This is a genomic window from Pseudomonas sp. PDM01, from assembly GCF_014852325.1.
In the GTDB taxonomy this organism is placed as follows: domain Bacteria; phylum Pseudomonadota; class Gammaproteobacteria; order Pseudomonadales; family Pseudomonadaceae; genus Aquipseudomonas; species Aquipseudomonas migulae.
Genome location: NZ_JACVBK010000001.1, coordinates 745,796 through 763,467, shown reverse-complemented (window position 1 = coordinate 763,467; position 17,672 = coordinate 745,796). Strand labels below are relative to the sequence as shown.

Genomic DNA, 17,672 nt, shown 5'->3' with positions numbered 1-17,672 from the left:
AATAAACCGTTAATACATGTCATTTTCATTCAGATTAGCAGTGACTCAGCCCCTTGCGCGGTCGATCTGATTCAAACGATGTCGTCGATCAGGATATGGCGCTGGCCACGGCTGCAAATCTCGATTCTGGCTTCGACCTCGTAGACCTCGCGCAGCATCTGTTCGGTGATCACTTCAGCGCTGGGCCCGCTCCCCCGGGACGTTCCATTGGCAATCACCAATACCTGATCGGCAAAGCGTAGCGCTTGATTCAGGTCATGGATGGCAATAAATACAATGACTTCGCGTTTGCGTGCCAGTGCGCGCATGAAGTTCAGCACTTGAACCTGCCGATGCATGTCCAGCGCGCTGGTCGGTTCGTCCATCAGCAGGATTTCCGGTTCGCGCACCAGCGTTTGTGCGATCGATACCAATTGCTGCTGCCCGCCACTGAGTTCGCCGAGGTTGCGAAAGGATAGTTCGGTGATGCCAAGCGCGTCGAGAATCTGGTCCACCAGTTTCAGCTCGTCGTCGTGAACGACCCACCCCGGCGTCAGTTGTTTGCGGGCCAGCAGCACGGACTCATAGACGGTCAACCGGGCACTGGCGTTCAAGCCCTGAGGCATGTAGCTGATGCCCTGCGGCCCCTTTTTCGAGCCCTGCAAGTTGACCTGTCCCGGGCCGTCGATCAGCCCGGCCATGCGTTTGAACAGGGTGGATTTACCCGCTGCATTGGGCCCGACCACCGCGACCACCTGGCCACCGATAAACGTTGCCGTAGTCACGCCGCTAATGATCTCGCGCTGGCCATAGCGGGCGCCAAGGTTTTCAAGCTGGAGCTTCACCATGTGTTTTTCTTCCCGCCAAGGATCAAAGAGATGAAGAACGGCACGCCGATCAGCGAAGTGACCACGCCAATGGGGAAAATCGCGCCAGGGATCAGGGTTTTGCTGACCACCGAACTGGCGGACAGAATCAGCGCTCCGGTCAGCAATGACGCCGGCAAAAAGAACCGTTGATCTTCACCAATCAGCATCCGGGCGATGTGCGGGCCGACCAGCCCGATAAAACCGATGGTGCCGACGAAGGCCACCGGAAACGAGGCGAGCAGGCTGACCATGATCAGTGTCTGGAAGCGCAGGCTGCGCACGTTGATCCCGAAACTCGCGGCTTTGTCATCGCCTAAGCGCAGGGCCGTCAGGGCCCAGGCCCGCTTGGCGAAGATCGGCAGGGTGATGAGGATCACCGCGCAAATCACCCCGAGTTTTGGCCAGGTGGCTTTGGTCAGGCTGCCCATGGTCCAGAACACTACGGCCGCCACCGCTTGCTCGGTGGCAAAAAACTGCACCAGTGCCAACAACGCGTTAAACGTAAACACCAGGGCAATGCCGAGCAACACGATGGTTTCGGCGGTTACGCCGCGACGCATGCTCAGAAAGTGGATCAGCAGCGCGCAAAGCATGGCCATGATGAACGCGTTCAGCGGCACCATGTACTGCGCCGCCAGCGGGAACAGCGCCACCCCGAAAGCCAGTCCCATTGCCGCGCCAAAACTGGCGGCGGCAGAAAGGCCCAGGGTGAACGGACTGGCCAGCGGGTTGTTGAGGATCGTCTGCATCTGCGCACCGGCCAGCGACAGCGCCGCGCCGACCGCAACCGCCATCAGCGCGACCGGCAAGCGGATGTCCCACATCACCACCCGCACTTGCGCCGACGCCGTGTCCGGTGAAAACAGGGCGCCAAGCACCTCCTTCAGGCTGTAACTGGCCGGACCCAGCGCCAGATCGAGCAGCACGCTGAACACCAGCAACACCGCCAGCGCCACCAGGATCAGCCGTTTTCGCAGGACCCGTTGACGGTACGTCACGCTCTGCGCAATAGGCATTTCACCTAACGAACTCATGGCTTGACCCCGGTTTTCTCAAGGCTGACGAAGTAGCCCGGTTGGTAGGGCACAGGCAGGAAGCGCTCGTGGAGTTCGCGAAACGCGGCGTCGGGATCCAGATCGGCAAACAACGCCGGATGAAACCACTTGGCCAATTGCTGGATGGCCACAAACTGGTAGGGGCTGTTATAGAACTGGTGCCAGATGGCATGAAACGCTTGATCGTTCTGCGCCTTGATACCGGCGTAGGCCGGGCGTTGGGTGTACCAGGCCAGTTTGTGTCGCGCTTGTGTCAGGTCCGCGCCCGGTCCGACGCCTACCCAGCGACCGCCGGGCGCAAAGGCTTGCCAGTTGGCGCTGGTGACGACCACTTGATCCGGGTTGGCGACGATCACCTGTTCGGGGTTCAACTGGCCAAAGGTGTTCGCAATGATGCTTTTGGCGATGTTGTTGCCACCGGCCATGTCGACAAACAGGCCGAAATTCTCGTTGCCGAAACTCAGGCAACAATCGTCGGTGTACCCACCGATTCGCTCGATGAACACCGTGGGCCGCGCGGGGTGTTTGGCCTCAATGACGTCGGTAACACGACGGATCTGTTGATTGCGAAAATCGATAAACGCCTCGGCGCGCTCTTCCTTGCCAAACAACTGGCCGAACAGGCGCATGGTCGGCTCGGTGTTTTGCATCGGGTTGTTGCGAAAATCGACGTAGACCACCGGGATCCCCAGCGCGTCGAGCTTCTCGATGTAGCGCGCATCTTCGGTGGCGTGCTGCGCTTCGATGTTCAGGACGATGACGTCCGGTTGTTGCGAGATCGCTTGCTCGATGTCGAAGGTGCCGTCTTCGAAGCCGCCGAAGGTGGGAATCCTGGCGATGTCGGGGAACTTGCGCAGGTAGGCACCGTAAGTGTCCGGGTCGGACTGAATCAAGTCCTTGCGCCAACCGACGATGCGCTCGATGGGGTTTTGCGTATCCAGCGCGGCGACCAGGTACAACTGCCGCCCCTCGCCGAGAATCACCCGTCTGACCGGGAGGTGAACCTTGACCTTGCGGCCCAGCAGGTCAGTGACCGTGACGGCGGCGGGATCCGGATTCGCCGCGAGCGCGGTGCGCGGCGCCAGAGAAAACCCCAACACGCCCAGCAGTCCCGCCAATAGCAGGGCCGCGAAGGCGTGGCGGCGTGGATGAACAGATGCCATGGTTGAAACCTTTACAGGTAGCCAGACCGGGCAACGGCTCAGGCCGTTGCCCGGGGCTGAACGTTTCAGAAGTCGACGGTGGCCGACAGTTGCAGGGTGCGCGGCGAACCTTGTGAGAAGGCGCCATAGGACGCGACACCGGACCAGTACTCACGGTCGAAAACGTTCTGCACCGTGGCCCGGAATGTGGTCGGACGCTCCGCGATGCGCGTGGCGTAACGTGCGCCAACATCGAAGCGGGTCCATGGGTCGAGTTCCTGGGTGTTGGCCTGGTTGACGTATTGGCTGCCGGTGTAGATCGCGCCGCTGGTCAGCGTCAAACCTTCGATCCACGGCGTATCCCACTCGGCCCACAAGTTGGCCTGGACCTCGGGCACGCCCACCGGTTTGTTGCCGCGATTGGCAACGGTTCCGGTCTTGGTCAGTTCAGCGTCGAGGACGGTGACGCCACCGAGCAGGCGAGTGCCTTGGGCGATCTCGCCAAACACGTTCAACTCCACGCCCCGATTGCGCTGTTCACCTTGTACCGAGAACACACCGGAGGCCAGCTCGCCGCTGGGCTTCTTGATCTGGAACAGGCTGAGCGTAGAGGTGAAGGTGCCGTAGTCGACCTTGACCCCGACTTCCTGCTGGCGGGAAATGTAAGGCGCGAAGATCTCGCCGGAGTTCGACGCGGTGGCCGGCGCGATGTCGCCCTTGCTCAAGCCTTCGATGTAGTTGTAGTAGAACGACACGTGGTCCCAGGGCTTGACCACCACCCCGAACAGCGGCGTGGTTTCGCTTTCGTCGTAAGACGTGGTGACGGCGCCGGCCGCGTTGAAGTTATCGGATTCGATGTTCTGCTTGCGCAGGCCGACAGTGACCTGCAAGCGCTCATCCAGTACCGAAAGGGTGTCGGCCAACGCCACGCCCGACAGTTCTGTCTCGGAGACCTTGAGGGCATCCGGTTCGGCAATGGACGGTTTCGGACGGTCGATCGGGTGGTACATGTTCGACAGCACGGCTGGGCCGGAAATGATGCCGCGTTTCAGTTCGTCGCGATAACGGGTGACCTGCAACGTGGTGCTGTGGCTGATCGGGCCGGTGTCGAAGCGCAGGCGGGCACCGGCGTCGACGGTGTAGCGCTCGACTTCGAATTTGTAGTAGCCCGGGATTGAAGAGGTGTCACCCGCGTTGTTGAGAATGGTCGGGGTCTGATCAGACATCCGCTTCACGTCCGACCGGCCGCCACCGGCGTGGGCGAACACGGTCAAGGCGTCGTTGAGGTCGTACTCGGCACCGAGCAGGGCCGATTTATCGCGGGTTTCGGCCCATCCCCAGTCCTGGCTCACGTTGGTGCGGCCGTTGGCGGCGGAGGGGATTTCCACGCCCGAGGCGATGAGGAACGGACGGGACGCGGCGTCGAATTGTTCTTTCTGGCTGATCAGGTCCAGGGTGGTTCGCAGGCGATCACCCTGATAGTCCAGGGAGATGGCGCCGATGTCGACGTCCCGGGATTGATCGTCGATGGCCGTGTCACCTTGCTGGGTGCTGCCGTTGACGCGCACACCGAAGCGGCGTTCTTCGCCGAAGCGCCGGCTGACATCGACGTGGCCGCCGATCTGCGAATCCATGGCGTAGCTGGCGGTGAAACGGGTCAGGTCCTCATCGAGGGAACGCTTGGGGACTACGTTGATCACGCCACCGACACCGCTGTTGGGCGACATGCCGTACAGCAGGGCGCCGGGGCCCTTGATCACTTCGATACGCTCGGCGTATTCGGTGAAGACCCGGTAGTTGGGCGCAACGCCGTATACACCGTCGAACGCCAGTTCGCCGAGGTTGCCTTCGCCCACCGGGAAGCCGCGAATGAAGAAGGAATCGACAATGCCGCCGGTCTGGCCAGTGGAGCGTACCGAGGAGTCGCGCTCCAGCACATCGGCCACTGTCACAGCCTGCTGATCTTTCATCAACGTCGAGGTGTAGTTGCTGACGCTGAACGGTGCGTCCATCACGTCCTTGTTGCCCAGCATGCCGAGCCGCCCGCCACGGGCGACCTGACCGCCCGGGTAGGCTTGCGGCAAGCTGCCCTTGCGACCGTCGGTGCCGTTGATCGTGGTTTCGGCAAGGGTCAGATCCCCCTCGCTGTTGGCCGGGATCGGCGCCAGGGTGTAGCTGCCATCAGTGCGCGGCACTATTTGCAGACCGCTGCCGGACAACAGTCGGGTGATCGCTTCCTGGGGCGAGTAAGTGCCGGAAAGCCCCGGACTCATCAGGCCCTCGGTCATTGATGGCTGGAATGAAAGCGCAATGCCGGCGTCCACCGCGAACTTCGACAAGGTTGCCCCCAGCGGGCCGGGGGCAATGCTGTAGGCGCGGGTCGCAGTGGCATCCAGTGACGCTGGCGCGGCAAGGGCAACGGGGCAGGCGACGCCGGTCAGGGCAAGGCTTAGCAACGCGCTGCGGATAGCCAGCTTGAGTGAGCGATCCGAACGCAGAGGGCGTGCAACGAACATGGAGTGATGACCCTTTCGACGAGGTTGAGAAGTTCTTCCTTTCCTTGCCAGTCGAGATCAAAAAAAGTATCACCCGCTCAGCCATTTTTTTTTGCGCGAGGTTCAGGCGGGGGAGAGCGTCACCCAATAACCGCTCAAGTGGCCGGTTGCGAGCACCGGGTAGGTTTGCACCAGCATGTTCAAGGTGCGTTGGGTATCGCTGATGGGGAACGCGCCAGAAATGCGCAGATCGGCAATCGCCGGATCACAACGCACGAAGCCTTTGCGATAACGCGCCAGTTCCGCGATGAAGTCGGCCAGACGCATGTTGTCGGCCATCAGCATGCCTTGGGTCCAGGCGCTGACGGAGCGGTCCACCGGGTTCAACAGGCCGAAAGCCTGCGATGAAAAGTCGGTGCGTTGCCCGGCATTGACGATCAAGGGCGTTACGCCGTTGCCACCAGGCAGTTCAACCCTGACAGCGCCGTCCAGTACTGCGAGCTGAGTGCGGGTTTGCAGTTCGCGCACCGTAAACCGCGTGCCCAATGCCTGCATTCGCCCCTGACGGGTAGTCACCAGAAACGGTCGGGACTGGGGGGCTACATCCGGCGCGGTCTGCACCAGGATTTCACCTTCACGCAAATTGATCAGCCGTTGACGGGCGTCGAACAGCACATCGATCGCCGAATCGGTATTGAGTGTAATGCGCGAGCCATCGGCCAGCGTCAACTCGCGTTGCTGGCCCACGGCAGTCCGGTAGTCGGCCGACCATTGTCGGGATTCGACCAGCTTCCAACTGCCCCAACCGGCGGGTAACACGGCCAGCATTATCGCCAGTTTGCCGAGGGCCATGCGGCGTTCGGGATTGCTCGGGCGATCCAGCGCCGACATCGCCAATGACGGGGGCAGGCCGCCCAGCTTGCTTTGCAGCAGTTGGGCCCGGCCCCAGGCGCGGCTGCGTTCAGGGCTGCTGACACGCCAGCATTCCCACTCGGCGCGCTCGGCATCGTCAAGGTCGCCTTCGCTGATGCGCATCAGCCACTCGGCCGCTTCATCGAGTACTTGTGGATCAATCTGAGTGGGCGTGGCGTAGGTCGACATTCATTCCACCAGCATCAGGCATTGAACGAAGGCCTGTTTCATGTAGCGCTTCACGGTGATCAGCGACACGTCCAGTTGCGTGGCGATGTCGTCGTATTTCAGCCCGCTGATCTGCGACAGCAGGAATGCGCGTTTGACCAGCGGCGGCAGGGCGTCGAGCATCGCGTCGATTTCGTGCAGGGTTTCCAGCACGATGAAACGCAATTCGGGCGAGGGCGCTTCAGGGGCAGGCAACAGCGCGAGGGCATCCAGATAGGCGCGTTCAAGCGCCTTGCGCTGATACCAATTGACCAGAATGCCCTTGGCCACACAGCTCAGGTAGGCCCGGGGTTGTTCAATGACCGCGACCCTGGAAGCCAGTATGCGTGTGAAGGTGTCTTGCGCCAGGTCCGCCGCATCCATGGCGTTGCCCAGTTTTTTGCGCAGCGTGGCGTACAACCAGCCGTGATGGCCGGTATAGAGAGCCTCGATCGCGCGCAGGTGATTGTGATGAGTCGCGGGCAGGGTATCGCTCATGGATGATAATTTTTAGCGATTGAGAAGTATTCCCAATCCTAAGTGACTGCACCCCTGCGGCGCAAGGGGGAGGCTGATCAGTCGCAGCGTGGCGCTTCGTCCGGTTGCAACAGTACTGATCGATAACGCAAGGCGACAATGAGCACCAAGGCCATTGCGTAGGCGAGGCAAACGATCAGATAGGTGTATTGCAGGCCGTAGACCTGACTGAGCAAACCGCCCAGGGAAATACCTGCGATGGAGGCCAGTTGCGCCGTGCTCTGAGCCACACCCAGTACGTAACCCTGTTGCGAACTGTCGACCGTTTTGGAAATCAGCGCCATCAGCACCGGCGTCGTGGCGCCCAGCAGCACGCCCCACAGGAAGTAGGCCATGACAAACACGGCCGGGTTTCGGGTAAGGCCGGCGACGCCGGTCAGGCCGATGCAGCCAATGACAACCCAGGACATTCGCTGCAGGGTTTGCTGTTGCGTCCGGTGTTCGAAGTAGCGCGCCCAGCGTGTCGCCGAAAGGATGAAGCCCAGTGCCAGCAAGCCGTAACACAGGCCCGTGACCGAATTGCCGACCTCAAACACCGAGCTGACGTACAACGAAAATGATGTCTGCGGCAGCATCCGCGCCAACAGCAGAATGCCCATGACGCCCAACAGCGACATCAGGGGCGAGCCCTGCCACACGCCGCGTGCCCGACCCGGCTGCGGCGCAGCATCCACCACCGGCGTTTTTTTCACGGGAGGCACATCCGGCAACGTCACGGCCGCCACCACGGTGCACACCGCGCAGAGCGCCGAAGCGATGAGATTGATCCAGAAAAAAGTCGCGTAATCGAGAATCAGACCGCCGACCACTGCGCCGAGCAACGAGCCGACGTTGGTGGAGATTTGCAGGATCGCAAACAGGCGGGCCCGCCGTGAGGGCGCCTCGATACTGACCCCGTAAGCCTGGGCTGGCGCGATATACCCGGCAAAGGCGCCTTGCAGGAAGCGCAGCAGCAGAATCACCCAGATATCGCTGCACAGTGCCAACCCCAACTGAGTCAACGACAAACCGGCCAAGGCACGAATCATCATCAACTTGTGACCATAACGGTCGCCGATCCGCCCCCAGAAGGCACTGGTCAGCATGATGCCCAGCATCGGGCCGACATACACGGCGATGCTGGCGAAACTGAACAGCGATACCGACGTGGTCAGCCCGCGCAGGTAGACCGGCCAGAACGGGCCGCTCATTTCCATCGCACCAATGGAGATGAGCTGGATCGTGAACAGAAGATAAATCAGGATTCTGACGCTGGAACCCTGAAAAGTGCCTGAATGGAACATCGGTCAGCCTCGGTGGTTGGCCGGCATCCTACGTGCTTTGCCATCGAGGGAAAACCATATCGGGCGTTCTGTATCGGTGTCAGTTGGCAGACGGACAGCCTCGCTGCGCAGTGGTTGCTGCCTGGCTGATCAACGCGGCCAGGCGTTTGACGTTGTTTTGCTGGGCCACCACCAAGTCATCAATGGAGGGGCCTGAAGGCGTCTGCAAGGTGCTGCGGCAGGTAATCAGCGTGTTATCTCCTTCGCCAGGATTGCGCAGGCGCCATTTGACGTCGATCAAACCGTACTGCCCGGGAATCGAGTCGAAGCGTTGCACCTCCAGGCGTACTGACACTCTTCGCTTCGGACTGCTGCTGGCCAGTTGATCCACCAGAGCACTGCGCAACTCGTCCACCAGACTCGCAGCCCACCATTGGGTTTCGAGAATTGCCACGCCGCTGTTGCCCTGACGAATGACGATCTGCGGACGATCGACCTGGGCCGGTACGCTGAGGCTTTCGATCTGGATTTCCCCACCGTTGCCTCGTGCGGTGCCGCTCAATTGTGCCGGGGTCAGGGTGTGGAACTGAATCGGATCACTGCGGCAGGCGGCGAGCAGTAGACACGCAGTGACCAAGGTAATCTTCAGCGGAAAAGCCATGGGTGTTGCTCCTGTGGTCAGTTGCGCGGTGGGCCCTGTAGGTCCGTCGGTGCTGCATTATTGGGACGACCGCGAATCAGCGACTCTGGATGCCGGCCCAGGTAATCCGAGAGCTCACGCAGGGAGCGCGACATGCGCCCGAGTTCTTCCAGGGTCTGGGTCAATTGCTCGCGTTGCGGCGAGTCTTCGGCGAGGGTCGAGCTGGCCGATTGCAGGGTTTTGCTGACGTCTGCCAGGGTGGTTTGCACGCCAGGCAGGGTCTTGGCGTTGAATTGCGCGAGGCCCTTGCGCAGCTCTACGAGGTTGCTGTCGAGGTTGCCGGCGATGCGCTCGATGGGCAGTTGGTTGATCTTGGTGACCATGCCTTCGAGTTTTTCCTGCAACTGTTCGAGGCTGCCAGGAATAGTGGGAATGCTGACAGGGCGGGCGGTCGGGTCGAACACGACTTTCTCCGCTTTGGGATAGAAGTCGAGTGCGATGTACAACTGGCCGGTCAACAGATTGCCGCTGCGGGCCTGGGCCCGCAGACCGTTTTCGATGAAGCTGCCCATCAACCGTACGCCGGCGGCTTCGTCATTGGGGTCATGCTTCAACGCTTCAAGCATTCTGGCGTGGGCCTGGCCAAGCCGTTGCGGGTAGATCACGATGCCGACGTTGACCGGAAAGCTGCGTTTTTTCGGGTCGAAATCCAGATTGACCGACACAACCCTGCCGAACTCGATGCCAAGGAACTCCACCGGCGCACCGACTTTCAACCCGCGCAATGCCTGGTCGAAACGCAAACTCAGGAACTGCGCCTTGCCGCTGGGTGGGGCGAGGGCGGTTTGCTGGTCTTCGAACAGCTCGAAGCCTTTGTCCTCTAGCGCCGGTTTATCGTTGGGGCTGTATTCCGGCGCCCTGAACGCGATGCCGCCCACCAAGATGGACGAGAGCGACTCGGTCTTCACCGAAAAACCGTTGGCGCCGACGTTGACATCAATGCCGCTGGCATTCCAGAACCGGGTGTTATCGGTGACGAAGGCATCGTTGGGCGAATGGATGAAGACTTCGAGGTTTACCCCTTTGCCGTCTGCATCCAGGGCATAGGCGACCACTTGGCCGACCGGAATTTTGCGGTAGTAGACGGGAGAACCAATGTCGAGCGAGCCCAGGTCCTGGGTGTGCAGCGTAAAGCGCTTTCCGGGTTCGCCATAGGTAATGGGGGGCGGATTTTCCAGCCCGGTGAAATTCTTCGACCGGGCATTGGCCTGGCCGATGTCGGCGCCAATGTAGTCCCCGGACAGCAGTGTATCGATGCCCGACACGCCGCCAGCACCGATGCGGGGCCGTACCACCCAGAATTGCGAGTCTTCGCGGGTGAAACTTTCCGCCTGCTTGGACAGTTTGATGGTGGCGTTGACGCTTTTCTGGTCGCCGCTCAGTTCCACGTCGGAGACATGCCCGATCACCACGTTGCGGTATTTGACTTCGGTCTTGTTGGCGGTCAGGCCGCTACCGGTCTTGAACGTGACGGTGATGGTCGGTCCTTCCTGCAAAATGCTGTGAACCACCAGCGAAATACCCACCAGCACCGCGACAATCGGCACGATCCACACCAATGAAACGCTGTAGCGGCGGGTCTTGATGGGGGCCTGCCCGGGAGCTTGCGGCCCGTCAGCGGCTTGAGACTTCATCCATGACCTCCTCGTTTTCGGAATGTTGCTGATCCCAGATCAGACGTGGGTCGAAACTCATCGCCGACAGCATGGTGAACACCACCACCAGACCAAAAAACAGAATGCCCGCGCGCGGTTCGATATCGGCCAGCGCCTGGAACTTCACCAACGAAGCCACCAGGGCGACCACGATCACGTCGAGCATCGACCAATATCCGATGAGCTCGACGAAACGGTACATTTTTGAGCGCTCCTTGCGCGCCCAATCACTGTCGCGCTGAACGGTCACCAGCAATAACGACAGGGCGACGAACTTGATGCCCGGCACCGCGATGCTGGCAATGAAAATGATCAGGGCGATGTCCCAGGCGCCGTGCTGCCAGAAATCCAGCACACCACCCATGATTGTGCTGTCCGCGCCGCTGCCGACCATTTTGGTGTTCATCACCGGCAACACATTGGCCGGGATGTAAAACACCAATGACGTGATCAAGTAGGCCCAGGTTCGGGTCAGGGCGTTGGTTTTGCGCCGATGCAGCGGCGCACCGCAGCGTTCGCATTCGTGGGGGTCGCCGGTCATGTCACAGGCCAGGCCGCAGCTGTGGCAGAGACACAGGTTGAGTTCGCTGGCGACTGGTGGCGTAGTCATAAGACATCCCACAGTTCACGGACATCGCGCCCGGCGATGCGGATCATCATCAGGCTGAGAATGGCCAGGGCGAACAGGCCGATACCAGGCAGGACGTCGAGCAACCCGGCGAGCTTGATCACCGCGACCATCGCCCCCAGCAGGCAGACTTCCAGCATGCTCCAGGGCCGCAAGGTTTCCAGCCAGCGCATACAGAATTTGAAACCCGGCGAACGACGGGAGGCGAGGGCAAAACTCAGGACCCAGATGAGCAGCAGCAACTGGAAAATCGGCGCGATGATCATGGCGATGGCCGCCACCATCGCGATGAAGGTAATCGGGCCCAGACTCAGGGCCTGTACCGAATCCCACAGCGTCGCGCTGTTTTTCAGGCCTTGCAGGCTGATGCTCATGACCGGGTAGAAATTGGCGAATATCCACAGCATCAGCGCGGTGACGGTCAGCGCCAGCCGCTGCTCCACCGTCAGGCCGTTATAGCGCTGAAGCACGCCGCCGCAGCGCGTACAGAGGGTTTTCTGATGTTTGGCGAGCGTGACTTTTTGATACACGCAGTCGCAGTGCTCGCAGATGATCAGTTGGTCAGTCGTAGCCATAGGCCGCACTCGCCAGGAGGCAGGAAAGTCAGAGCACATCCTCAATATAGAAGTGCCTTGCGATTGAGCAAATTAAAAGGCGGACTTAAAGCTGACTTGCTGGTGATCGGGCCTCGAGTCCTGCACTGATCTTGCGGCCGCCATCGCCAGCAAGCCGGCTCCTACAGGGTTTAGTGTTTGCCCGGTGGATCGGCTGCGCACGGTTATTGTAGGAGCCGGCTTGCTGGCGATTGGGCCTTGAGGTTTGCGGTTATGTTGAGGGCGCCATCGCCAGCAAGCCGGCTCCTACAGGGTTTAGTGTTTGCCCGGTGGATCGGCTGCGCATGGATATTGTAGGAGCCGGCTTGCTGGCGATTGGGCCTTGAGGCTTGCGGTTATGTTGAGGACGCCATCGCCAGCAAGCTGGCTCCTACAGGGGTTGGTGTTGACCCGGTGGATCGGCTGCGCACGGCCATTGTAGGAGCCGGCTCGCCGGCGATTGGGCCTTGAGGCTTGCGATTATCTTGAGGACGCCATCGCCAGCAAGCTGGCTCCTACAGGGTTTGGTGTTTACCCGGTGGATCGGCTGCGCACGGCCATTGTAGGAGCCGGCTTGCTGGCGATTGGGCCTTGAGGTTTGCGGTTATCTTGGGGGCGCCATCGCCAGCAAGGGGTGGGTGTTTTAGCCGAGGATTTCGCGCAGGCGATACCAGAACATGCCGAGGGCCAGCAGCGGTGAGCGCAGTTTCGGGCCGCCGGGGAAGGTCATGTGGGGCACGGCGCTGAATACGTCAAAGCCTTGGCTGTGCCCGGCATGAATCGCTTCGCCCAGCAGTTTGGCGCACCAGTGGGTCACGTTCAGGCCGTGACCGGAATAACCCTGCGCGTAGAACACGTTCGGATGCTGACTCAAGCGCCCGACCTGCGGGAAGCGATTGGCGGTGATACCAATCTTGCCGCCCCATTGATAATCAATGCGCACATCGGCCAGTTGCGGGAACACCTTGAGCATTTGCGGGCGCATGTAGGCGGCGATGTCTGCCGGATCACGCCCGGAATAATGGCAGGCACCGCCGAACAGCAAACGCCGGTCCGCCGAAAGCCGGTAGTAATCCAGGCCGACTTTCTGGTCGCACAGTGCCAGGTTCTGCGGGATCAACTGCGTTGCGACGTCAGGCGCCAACGGCTCGGTGGCGATGATGTAGCTGCCCGCCGGAAGCACCTTGCCGCTAAGCTTCGGTTCGAGTTCGTCCAGATGCGCGTTACACGCCAGCACCAGGCTGCCGGCGCGCACCGTGCCCCCGGCACAACGCACCTGCACGGTATTGCCATGAATCAACTCCAGCACCGGGCTCTGTTCGAAGATCTGCACCCCCAGCGATCGCGCCAGTCGCGCTTCGCCGAGCACCAGATTGAGCGGGTGCAAGTGCCCCGAGCCCATGTCCACCAGGCCACCGGCATACACGCCTGAATTCACTACGTGTTCACGGATCTGCTCCGGCCCGACCAAGCGCGTTTCATGGGCGTAACCCGACTCGACAAGGCCTTCTTGCTCAGCCTTGAACGCCGCGAACTGTGCCTTGGTGTTGGCCAGTTCGCAAAAACCCCAGCGCAGGTCGCAATCGATGCCGTGCTCGCGGATGCGCTTGCCCACCAGCTCGACCGATTCGGTCCCCGCGCGTTCCAGGTAACGCACGCCTTCTACGCCGACATGCCGGGCGAAACCGCTGACGTCATGGCCAATGCCGCGGATCAACTGACCGCCGTTGCGCCCGCTGGCGCCCCAGCCGATCCGCCGGGCTTCCAGCAAAATCACCGAGAGCCCGCGCTGAGCCAGTTCGATGGCCGTGTTGACCCCGGTAAACCCGCCGCCGATCACGCAGACATCGGCGACAAGGTCCTCTTCCAGCGCAGGGAAGGGCGTCAGCGTATGGGCCGATGCCGCGTAATAGGAGCGCGCATGTTCGTGGTTGTACTGATTCATTTGTTGGACTTCACTTTGCTCCAGGAACGGGTCATCAACCGCATGATCGCCTGGGGCGGGGTGGTCGAGATGTAGAGTTTGTCGAGCACTTCCTGAGGCGGGTAAACCTCGGGATTGTTCACCAACTCAGGGTCCATGAATTGCTTGGCGGCCGGGTTGGGGTTGGCGTAGCCGACCGAGGCGCTGACCTTGGCGATCACTTGTGGGTCGAGCAGGTAGTTGATGAAGGCGTGCGCCTCTTTCGTGTTGCTGGCGTCGGCAGGAATCGCCAGCAAATCGAACCACAGGTTGCTGCCTTCCTTCGGAATCGCATAGGCGATGTTCACGCCGTTCTTGGCTTCCTTGGCGCGGTTGGCGGCCTGGAACACGTCGCCGGAATAACCGAACGCCACGCAGATGTCGCCGTTGGCCAGGTCCGACACGTACTTGGATGAGTGGAAGTAAGTGATGTAAGGCCGGATGCTCAGCAACTTGGCTTCGGCCTTCTTGTAGTCCTCGGGATTTTCGCTGCGCGGGTCCATGCCCATGTAGTTGAGGATCGCGGGGAAGACTTCATCCGCCGAGTCCATCATCGACACGCCACACTGGCTGAGCTTCTTGATATTTTCCGGTTCGAACAGCACGGCCCAGGAGTCGATGCGATCGATGCCCAGCACTTGCTTGACCTTGTCGACGTTGTAGCCGATGCCATTGGTGCCCCACAGGTAAGGCACCGAATGCTCGTTACCCGGATCGTTTTTCTCCAGTAGCGCCAGCAGTTTCGGGTCGAGGTTCTTGAAGTTTGGCAGCTGTGCGCGATCCAGTTTGAGGAACGCGCCGGCCTTCACCTGGCGCGCGAGGAAGTGGTTGGACGGCACCACCACGTCATACCCGGTACGACCGGCGAGCAGTTTGCCCTCCAGGGTTTCGTTGGAGTCGAAAACGTCGTAGATCACCTTGATTCCGGATTTGGCCTGGAAGTCGGCGAGGGTGGTTTCGCCGATGTAATCGGTCCAGTTGTAGACGCTGACCTGTGGTTGAGCCTGAGCAACAGCGCTGAACAGCAGGGCCAGCGCGACCGGGACCACGGATTTCAATAGACGCATATCGACACCTCTTGGATTTATCGGGTTATTCAGGTGTTTCGCTATTCCTGTGGGAGCCAGCCTGCTGGCGATAGCGGTGGGCCAATCGATACAGAGGTTGGCTGTGCTGACGCCATCGCGAGCAGGCTCACTCCCACAGGGGATGTGTGTAGGGCTCAGACGCTGAGCAACAAAAACTCCCGCTCCCACGAGCTGATCACCCGTTTGAAGTTCTCGTGCTCCGCTCGCTTGACCGCGACATAACCGCGGACAAACTTGCTGCCCAGATAACGCTCGATGGTTTCGCATTCTTCCATCTGCGTCAGCGCGTCTTCGATGGTGATCGGCAGGCGCAGGTTGCGCCGTTCGTCGGCCCGGCCCTGTACCGCAGCGCTCGGCTCGATGCGTTCGACCATGCCGAGGTAACCGCACAGCAGGCTGGCGGCGATGGCCAGATACGGGTTGGCATCGGCGCCGGGCAAGCGGTTTTCCACGCGCATCGCCTCGGGGCTGGAGGTCGGCACACGCAGGCCCACGGTGCGGTTTTCTTCGCCCCATTCAACGTTCACCGGCGCCGAGGTGTCCGGCAGGAAACGGCGGAACGAGTTCACGTTGGGCGCGAACATCGGCAGCACTTTGGGGATGTATTTCTGCAGGCCGCCGATGTAATGCAGGAACAGCTCGCTCATCTGCCCGTCCGCATTGGCGAAGATCGGCTGGCCGGTGGCGATGTCCACCACACTCTGATGAATGTGCATGGCGCTGCCCGGCTCGTCGCCAATCGGCTTGGCCATGAACGTCGCCGCAACATTGTGCTTGAGCGCGGCTTCACGCATGGTGCGTTTGAACACCGTGATCTGGTCGGCCAGGTCCAGCGCGTCGCCATGACGGAAGTTGATTTCCATCTGCGCCGGGCCGTCTTCGTGGATCAGCGTGTCGAGGTCCAGGCCCTGTAATTCGCACCAGTCGTAAACGTCTTCAAACAGCGGGTCGAATTCGTTGGCGGCGTCGATGGAAAACGACTGACGCCCACTTTCCGCACGGCCCGAACGGCCCATCGGCGCCTTGAGCGGCAAGTCCGGGTCTTCGCAGCGCTGGGTCAGGTAAAACTCCATTTCCGGCGCGACAATCGGCTTCCAGCCTTTGTCGGTGTACAACTGCAAGACTTTCTTCAGCACGTTGCGCGGCGACAGTTCAATCGGGTTGCCGAACTTGTCGAAGGTGTCGTGGATCACGATTGCGGTGGGCTCGATGGCCCATGGGATCACGTACACCGCATCGGAAACCGGCTTGCACACCATGTCGATGTCGGCCGGGTCGAGCAGGTCGTAGTAGATGTCGTCGTCGACAAAGTCCCCGGTTACCGTTTGCAACAGCACACTTTCCGGCAGGCGCATGCCTCGCTCATGCAGGAACTTGTTGGTGGGCGCAATTTTGCCGCGTGCAATGCCGGTCAGGTCGCTGACGACACACTCGACTTCGGTAATCTTGTGATCTTTCAGCCACGTGAGCAGCTGATCGAAAGGGACATTCATAAAGACCTCGTTATTGGTTTTATTAACGCCGGGGAGGGTGGTTTCATCCGCCACACACTTCCCCTGGGACGCGTTGACGACTATCTTGGGCGAGCCTTGACGTTCCATCTATCCACTTTCAGCAGCACCAAAACGCACCAAACGAGTGCGTAAGGTCACCCATGACAGCGTGCAATCCATTACAGGTCCAAGCGTTCGATACCGCCGATGTCGCCGAGCAAATCCGCGCCACACCCGGTTGGGTCCAGCATTACCAGCAGATGTCGCCGGGGCATTTCGCCGGGCGGGTGCGTTACCTCGACCTCCAGGGCGTCGAGATTTACGAAGAACACATGAACACCCGGGTCGAGCAGAATTTCAGCGCGCCCGAAGGTGCACTGGCGTTCTGTTTCGATCGCAGTGACAACGCGCTGTACGTGCTGAATGAAGAAAGCCGCAACATCTGGATCACGCCGGAGAACTACCAGGAAATCGCCGTGGTGTTCGGGCCGGAGTTCGTTCGGCGTCACGGTCTGAATGTCGCCAGGCTCGAAGGATTGTTCATGGCACCGCTGAATTCGGGGCAGAACGCGCTGTTCAGTCGCTGGCTGAGCGGGACGTTGACCCGGTTGGCGCAAACCCTTGATCCGCCGAGCAAAGAGGCCTTGACCCAGCAGTTGCTGGAAGACTGTCTGTACATCCTCGACAACGCCTCGGTCTGCCTGGATCGCGGCGGTTTGCAGCGCCGCGCTGAAGAGCGGGCGGTGATGAAGCGCATTGGTGAATGGGCGGCCGATTCCCCGGAAGAAACCCTGAACCTGCTGGAGCTTTCCCGGGTTGCCGGGGTGTCATTGCGTCAGTTGCAGCACGCGTTCAAGGCGTACACCGGCATGACACCGACTCATTGGCTGCGTCTGCGCCGACTCAACAGCGCGCACCGCGAACTGCTCAATCGCTCGTCCTTGGAAACCACCGTAGCCGAAGTGGCGATGCAGTGGTCGTTCTGGCATTTGGGGCGGTTTTCCAGCAGCTACCGTGCGTTGTTCAAAGAGCTTCCCAGTCAGACCCTCGCGCGTAAAACCGGCCGGGCATCGAGCCGCTGAACCGATCACTGC

Annotated in this window: 15 protein-coding genes; 1 reads left to right on the top strand and 14 read right to left on the bottom strand. The window is 60.7% G+C overall.

Going from position 1 to position 17,672, the window contains the following annotated elements:
• Nucleotides 1-71 precede the first annotated feature (71 nt).
• The 14 genes from IB246_RS03485 to IB246_RS03420 all read right to left on the bottom strand — a co-directional run bounded on the left by IB246_RS03485 (nucleotide 72) and on the right by IB246_RS03420 (nucleotide 16,578).
• Nucleotides 72-827, bottom strand: coding sequence for an ABC transporter ATP-binding protein (locus IB246_RS03485; RefSeq protein WP_008038420.1), 756 nt, complete (start codon nucleotides 825-827; stop codon nucleotides 72-74).
• Entirely contained in the window at nucleotides 821-1,882 is a 1,062-nt protein-coding gene (locus IB246_RS03480) for a FecCD family ABC transporter permease (RefSeq protein WP_008038421.1), read from the bottom strand. The genes IB246_RS03485 and IB246_RS03480 overlap by 7 nt, the downstream gene beginning before the upstream one ends.
• Nucleotides 1,879-3,066 (bottom strand): ABC transporter substrate-binding protein, encoded by a 1,188-nt coding sequence (locus IB246_RS03475; protein WP_008038422.1) that lies wholly within the window; start codon nucleotides 3,064-3,066, stop codon nucleotides 1,879-1,881. The genes IB246_RS03480 and IB246_RS03475 overlap by 4 nt, the downstream gene beginning before the upstream one ends.
• 65 nt (nucleotides 3,067-3,131) lie before the next feature.
• Nucleotides 3,132-5,561 (bottom strand): TonB-dependent receptor, encoded by a 2,430-nt coding sequence (locus IB246_RS03470; protein WP_008038423.1) that lies wholly within the window; start codon nucleotides 5,559-5,561, stop codon nucleotides 3,132-3,134.
• A gap of 102 nt (nucleotides 5,562-5,663) precedes the next feature.
• The gene (locus IB246_RS03465) at nucleotides 5,664-6,641 is read right to left on the bottom strand and encodes a FecR domain-containing protein (protein ID WP_008038424.1); all 978 of its coding nucleotides are present in this window, start codon (nucleotides 6,639-6,641) and stop codon (nucleotides 5,664-5,666) included.
• Nucleotides 6,642-7,157, bottom strand: a complete 516-nt coding sequence (locus IB246_RS03460) for a sigma-70 family RNA polymerase sigma factor (RefSeq protein ID WP_008026436.1) — start codon at nucleotides 7,155-7,157, stop codon at nucleotides 6,642-6,644.
• A gap of 77 nt (nucleotides 7,158-7,234) precedes the next feature.
• Nucleotides 7,235-8,479, bottom strand: a complete 1,245-nt coding sequence (locus IB246_RS03455; RefSeq protein WP_008038425.1) for an MFS transporter — start codon at nucleotides 8,477-8,479, stop codon at nucleotides 7,235-7,237.
• A gap of 79 nt (nucleotides 8,480-8,558) precedes the next feature.
• Nucleotides 8,559-9,119 carry a membrane integrity-associated transporter subunit PqiC gene (locus IB246_RS03450; RefSeq protein WP_008038426.1) on the bottom strand — a complete coding sequence of 187 codons (561 nt, stop codon included), beginning with the start codon at nucleotides 9,117-9,119 and terminating at the stop codon, nucleotides 8,559-8,561.
• 17 nt (nucleotides 9,120-9,136) lie between these two features.
• Complete coding sequence (locus IB246_RS03445) at nucleotides 9,137-10,792, bottom strand: intermembrane transport protein PqiB (RefSeq protein ID WP_008038427.1); 1,656 nt, start codon at nucleotides 10,790-10,792, stop codon at nucleotides 9,137-9,139.
• A complete protein-coding gene (locus IB246_RS03440; RefSeq protein ID WP_008038428.1) occupies nucleotides 10,773-11,423 on the bottom strand; it encodes a paraquat-inducible protein A in 651 nt (216 codons plus the stop codon). The genes IB246_RS03445 and IB246_RS03440 overlap by 20 nt, the downstream gene beginning before the upstream one ends.
• Nucleotides 11,420-12,016: a paraquat-inducible protein A gene (locus IB246_RS03435; protein ID WP_008038429.1), complete on the bottom strand. Its 597-nt coding sequence runs from the start codon at nucleotides 12,014-12,016 to the stop codon at nucleotides 11,420-11,422. The genes IB246_RS03440 and IB246_RS03435 overlap by 4 nt, the downstream gene beginning before the upstream one ends.
• Before the next feature lie 661 nt (nucleotides 12,017-12,677).
• Complete coding sequence (locus IB246_RS03430; RefSeq protein WP_008041573.1) at nucleotides 12,678-13,979, bottom strand: NAD(P)/FAD-dependent oxidoreductase; 1,302 nt, start codon at nucleotides 13,977-13,979, stop codon at nucleotides 12,678-12,680.
• Nucleotides 13,976-15,064 carry a polyamine ABC transporter substrate-binding protein gene (locus IB246_RS03425; RefSeq protein WP_008041571.1) on the bottom strand — a complete coding sequence of 363 codons (1,089 nt, stop codon included), beginning with the start codon at nucleotides 15,062-15,064 and terminating at the stop codon, nucleotides 13,976-13,978. Before IB246_RS03425 ends, IB246_RS03430 begins: the two co-directional genes overlap by 4 nt.
• Before the next feature lie 155 nt (nucleotides 15,065-15,219).
• Complete coding sequence (locus IB246_RS03420; RefSeq protein ID WP_008041569.1) at nucleotides 15,220-16,578, bottom strand: glutamine synthetase family protein; 1,359 nt, start codon at nucleotides 16,576-16,578, stop codon at nucleotides 15,220-15,222.
• A 161-nt stretch (nucleotides 16,579-16,739) separates the two neighbouring features.
• Between IB246_RS03420 and IB246_RS03415 the strand changes: the two genes are divergently transcribed.
• On the top strand, nucleotides 16,740-17,660 hold the full coding sequence (locus IB246_RS03415) for a helix-turn-helix domain-containing protein (RefSeq protein ID WP_008041567.1): 921 nt from the start codon (nucleotides 16,740-16,742) through the stop codon (nucleotides 17,658-17,660).
• Nucleotides 17,661-17,672: the final 12 nt, after the last annotated feature.

Bases quoted from the DNA above. Each gene is read 5' to 3' on its own strand.
- IB246_RS03485 (WP_008038420.1), bottom strand. From the start codon at position 827: ATGGTGAAGCTCCAGCTTGAAAACCTTGGCGCCCGCTATGGCCAGCGC.
- IB246_RS03460 (WP_008026436.1), bottom strand. From the start codon at position 7,157: ATGAGCGATACCCTGCCCGCGACTCATCACAATCACCTGCGCGCGATC.
- IB246_RS03420 (WP_008041569.1), bottom strand. From the start codon at position 16,578: ATGAATGTCCCTTTCGATCAGCTGCTCACGTGGCTGAAAGATCACAAG.
- IB246_RS03475 (WP_008038422.1), bottom strand. From the start codon at position 3,066: ATGGCATCTGTTCATCCACGCCGCCACGCCTTCGCGGCCCTGCTATTG.
- IB246_RS03425 (WP_008041571.1), bottom strand. From the start codon at position 15,064: ATGCGTCTATTGAAATCCGTGGTCCCGGTCGCGCTGGCCCTGCTGTTC.
- IB246_RS03430 (WP_008041573.1), bottom strand. From the start codon at position 13,979: ATGAATCAGTACAACCACGAACATGCGCGCTCCTATTACGCGGCATCG.
- IB246_RS03440 (WP_008038428.1), bottom strand. From the start codon at position 11,423: ATGACTACGCCACCAGTCGCCAGCGAACTCAACCTGTGTCTCTGCCAC.
- IB246_RS03480 (WP_008038421.1), bottom strand. From the start codon at position 1,882: ATGAGTTCGTTAGGTGAAATGCCTATTGCGCAGAGCGTGACGTACCGT.
- IB246_RS03435 (WP_008038429.1), bottom strand. From the start codon at position 12,016: ATGGCTACGACTGACCAACTGATCATCTGCGAGCACTGCGACTGCGTG.
- IB246_RS03455 (WP_008038425.1), bottom strand. From the start codon at position 8,479: ATGTTCCATTCAGGCACTTTTCAGGGTTCCAGCGTCAGAATCCTGATT.
- IB246_RS03450 (WP_008038426.1), bottom strand. From the start codon at position 9,119: ATGGCTTTTCCGCTGAAGATTACCTTGGTCACTGCGTGTCTACTGCTC.
- IB246_RS03415 (WP_008041567.1), top strand. From the start codon at position 16,740: ATGACAGCGTGCAATCCATTACAGGTCCAAGCGTTCGATACCGCCGAT.
- IB246_RS03465 (WP_008038424.1), bottom strand. From the start codon at position 6,641: ATGTCGACCTACGCCACGCCCACTCAGATTGATCCACAAGTACTCGAT.
- IB246_RS03470 (WP_008038423.1), bottom strand. From the start codon at position 5,561: ATGTTCGTTGCACGCCCTCTGCGTTCGGATCGCTCACTCAAGCTGGCT.
- IB246_RS03445 (WP_008038427.1), bottom strand. From the start codon at position 10,792: ATGAAGTCTCAAGCCGCTGACGGGCCGCAAGCTCCCGGGCAGGCCCCC.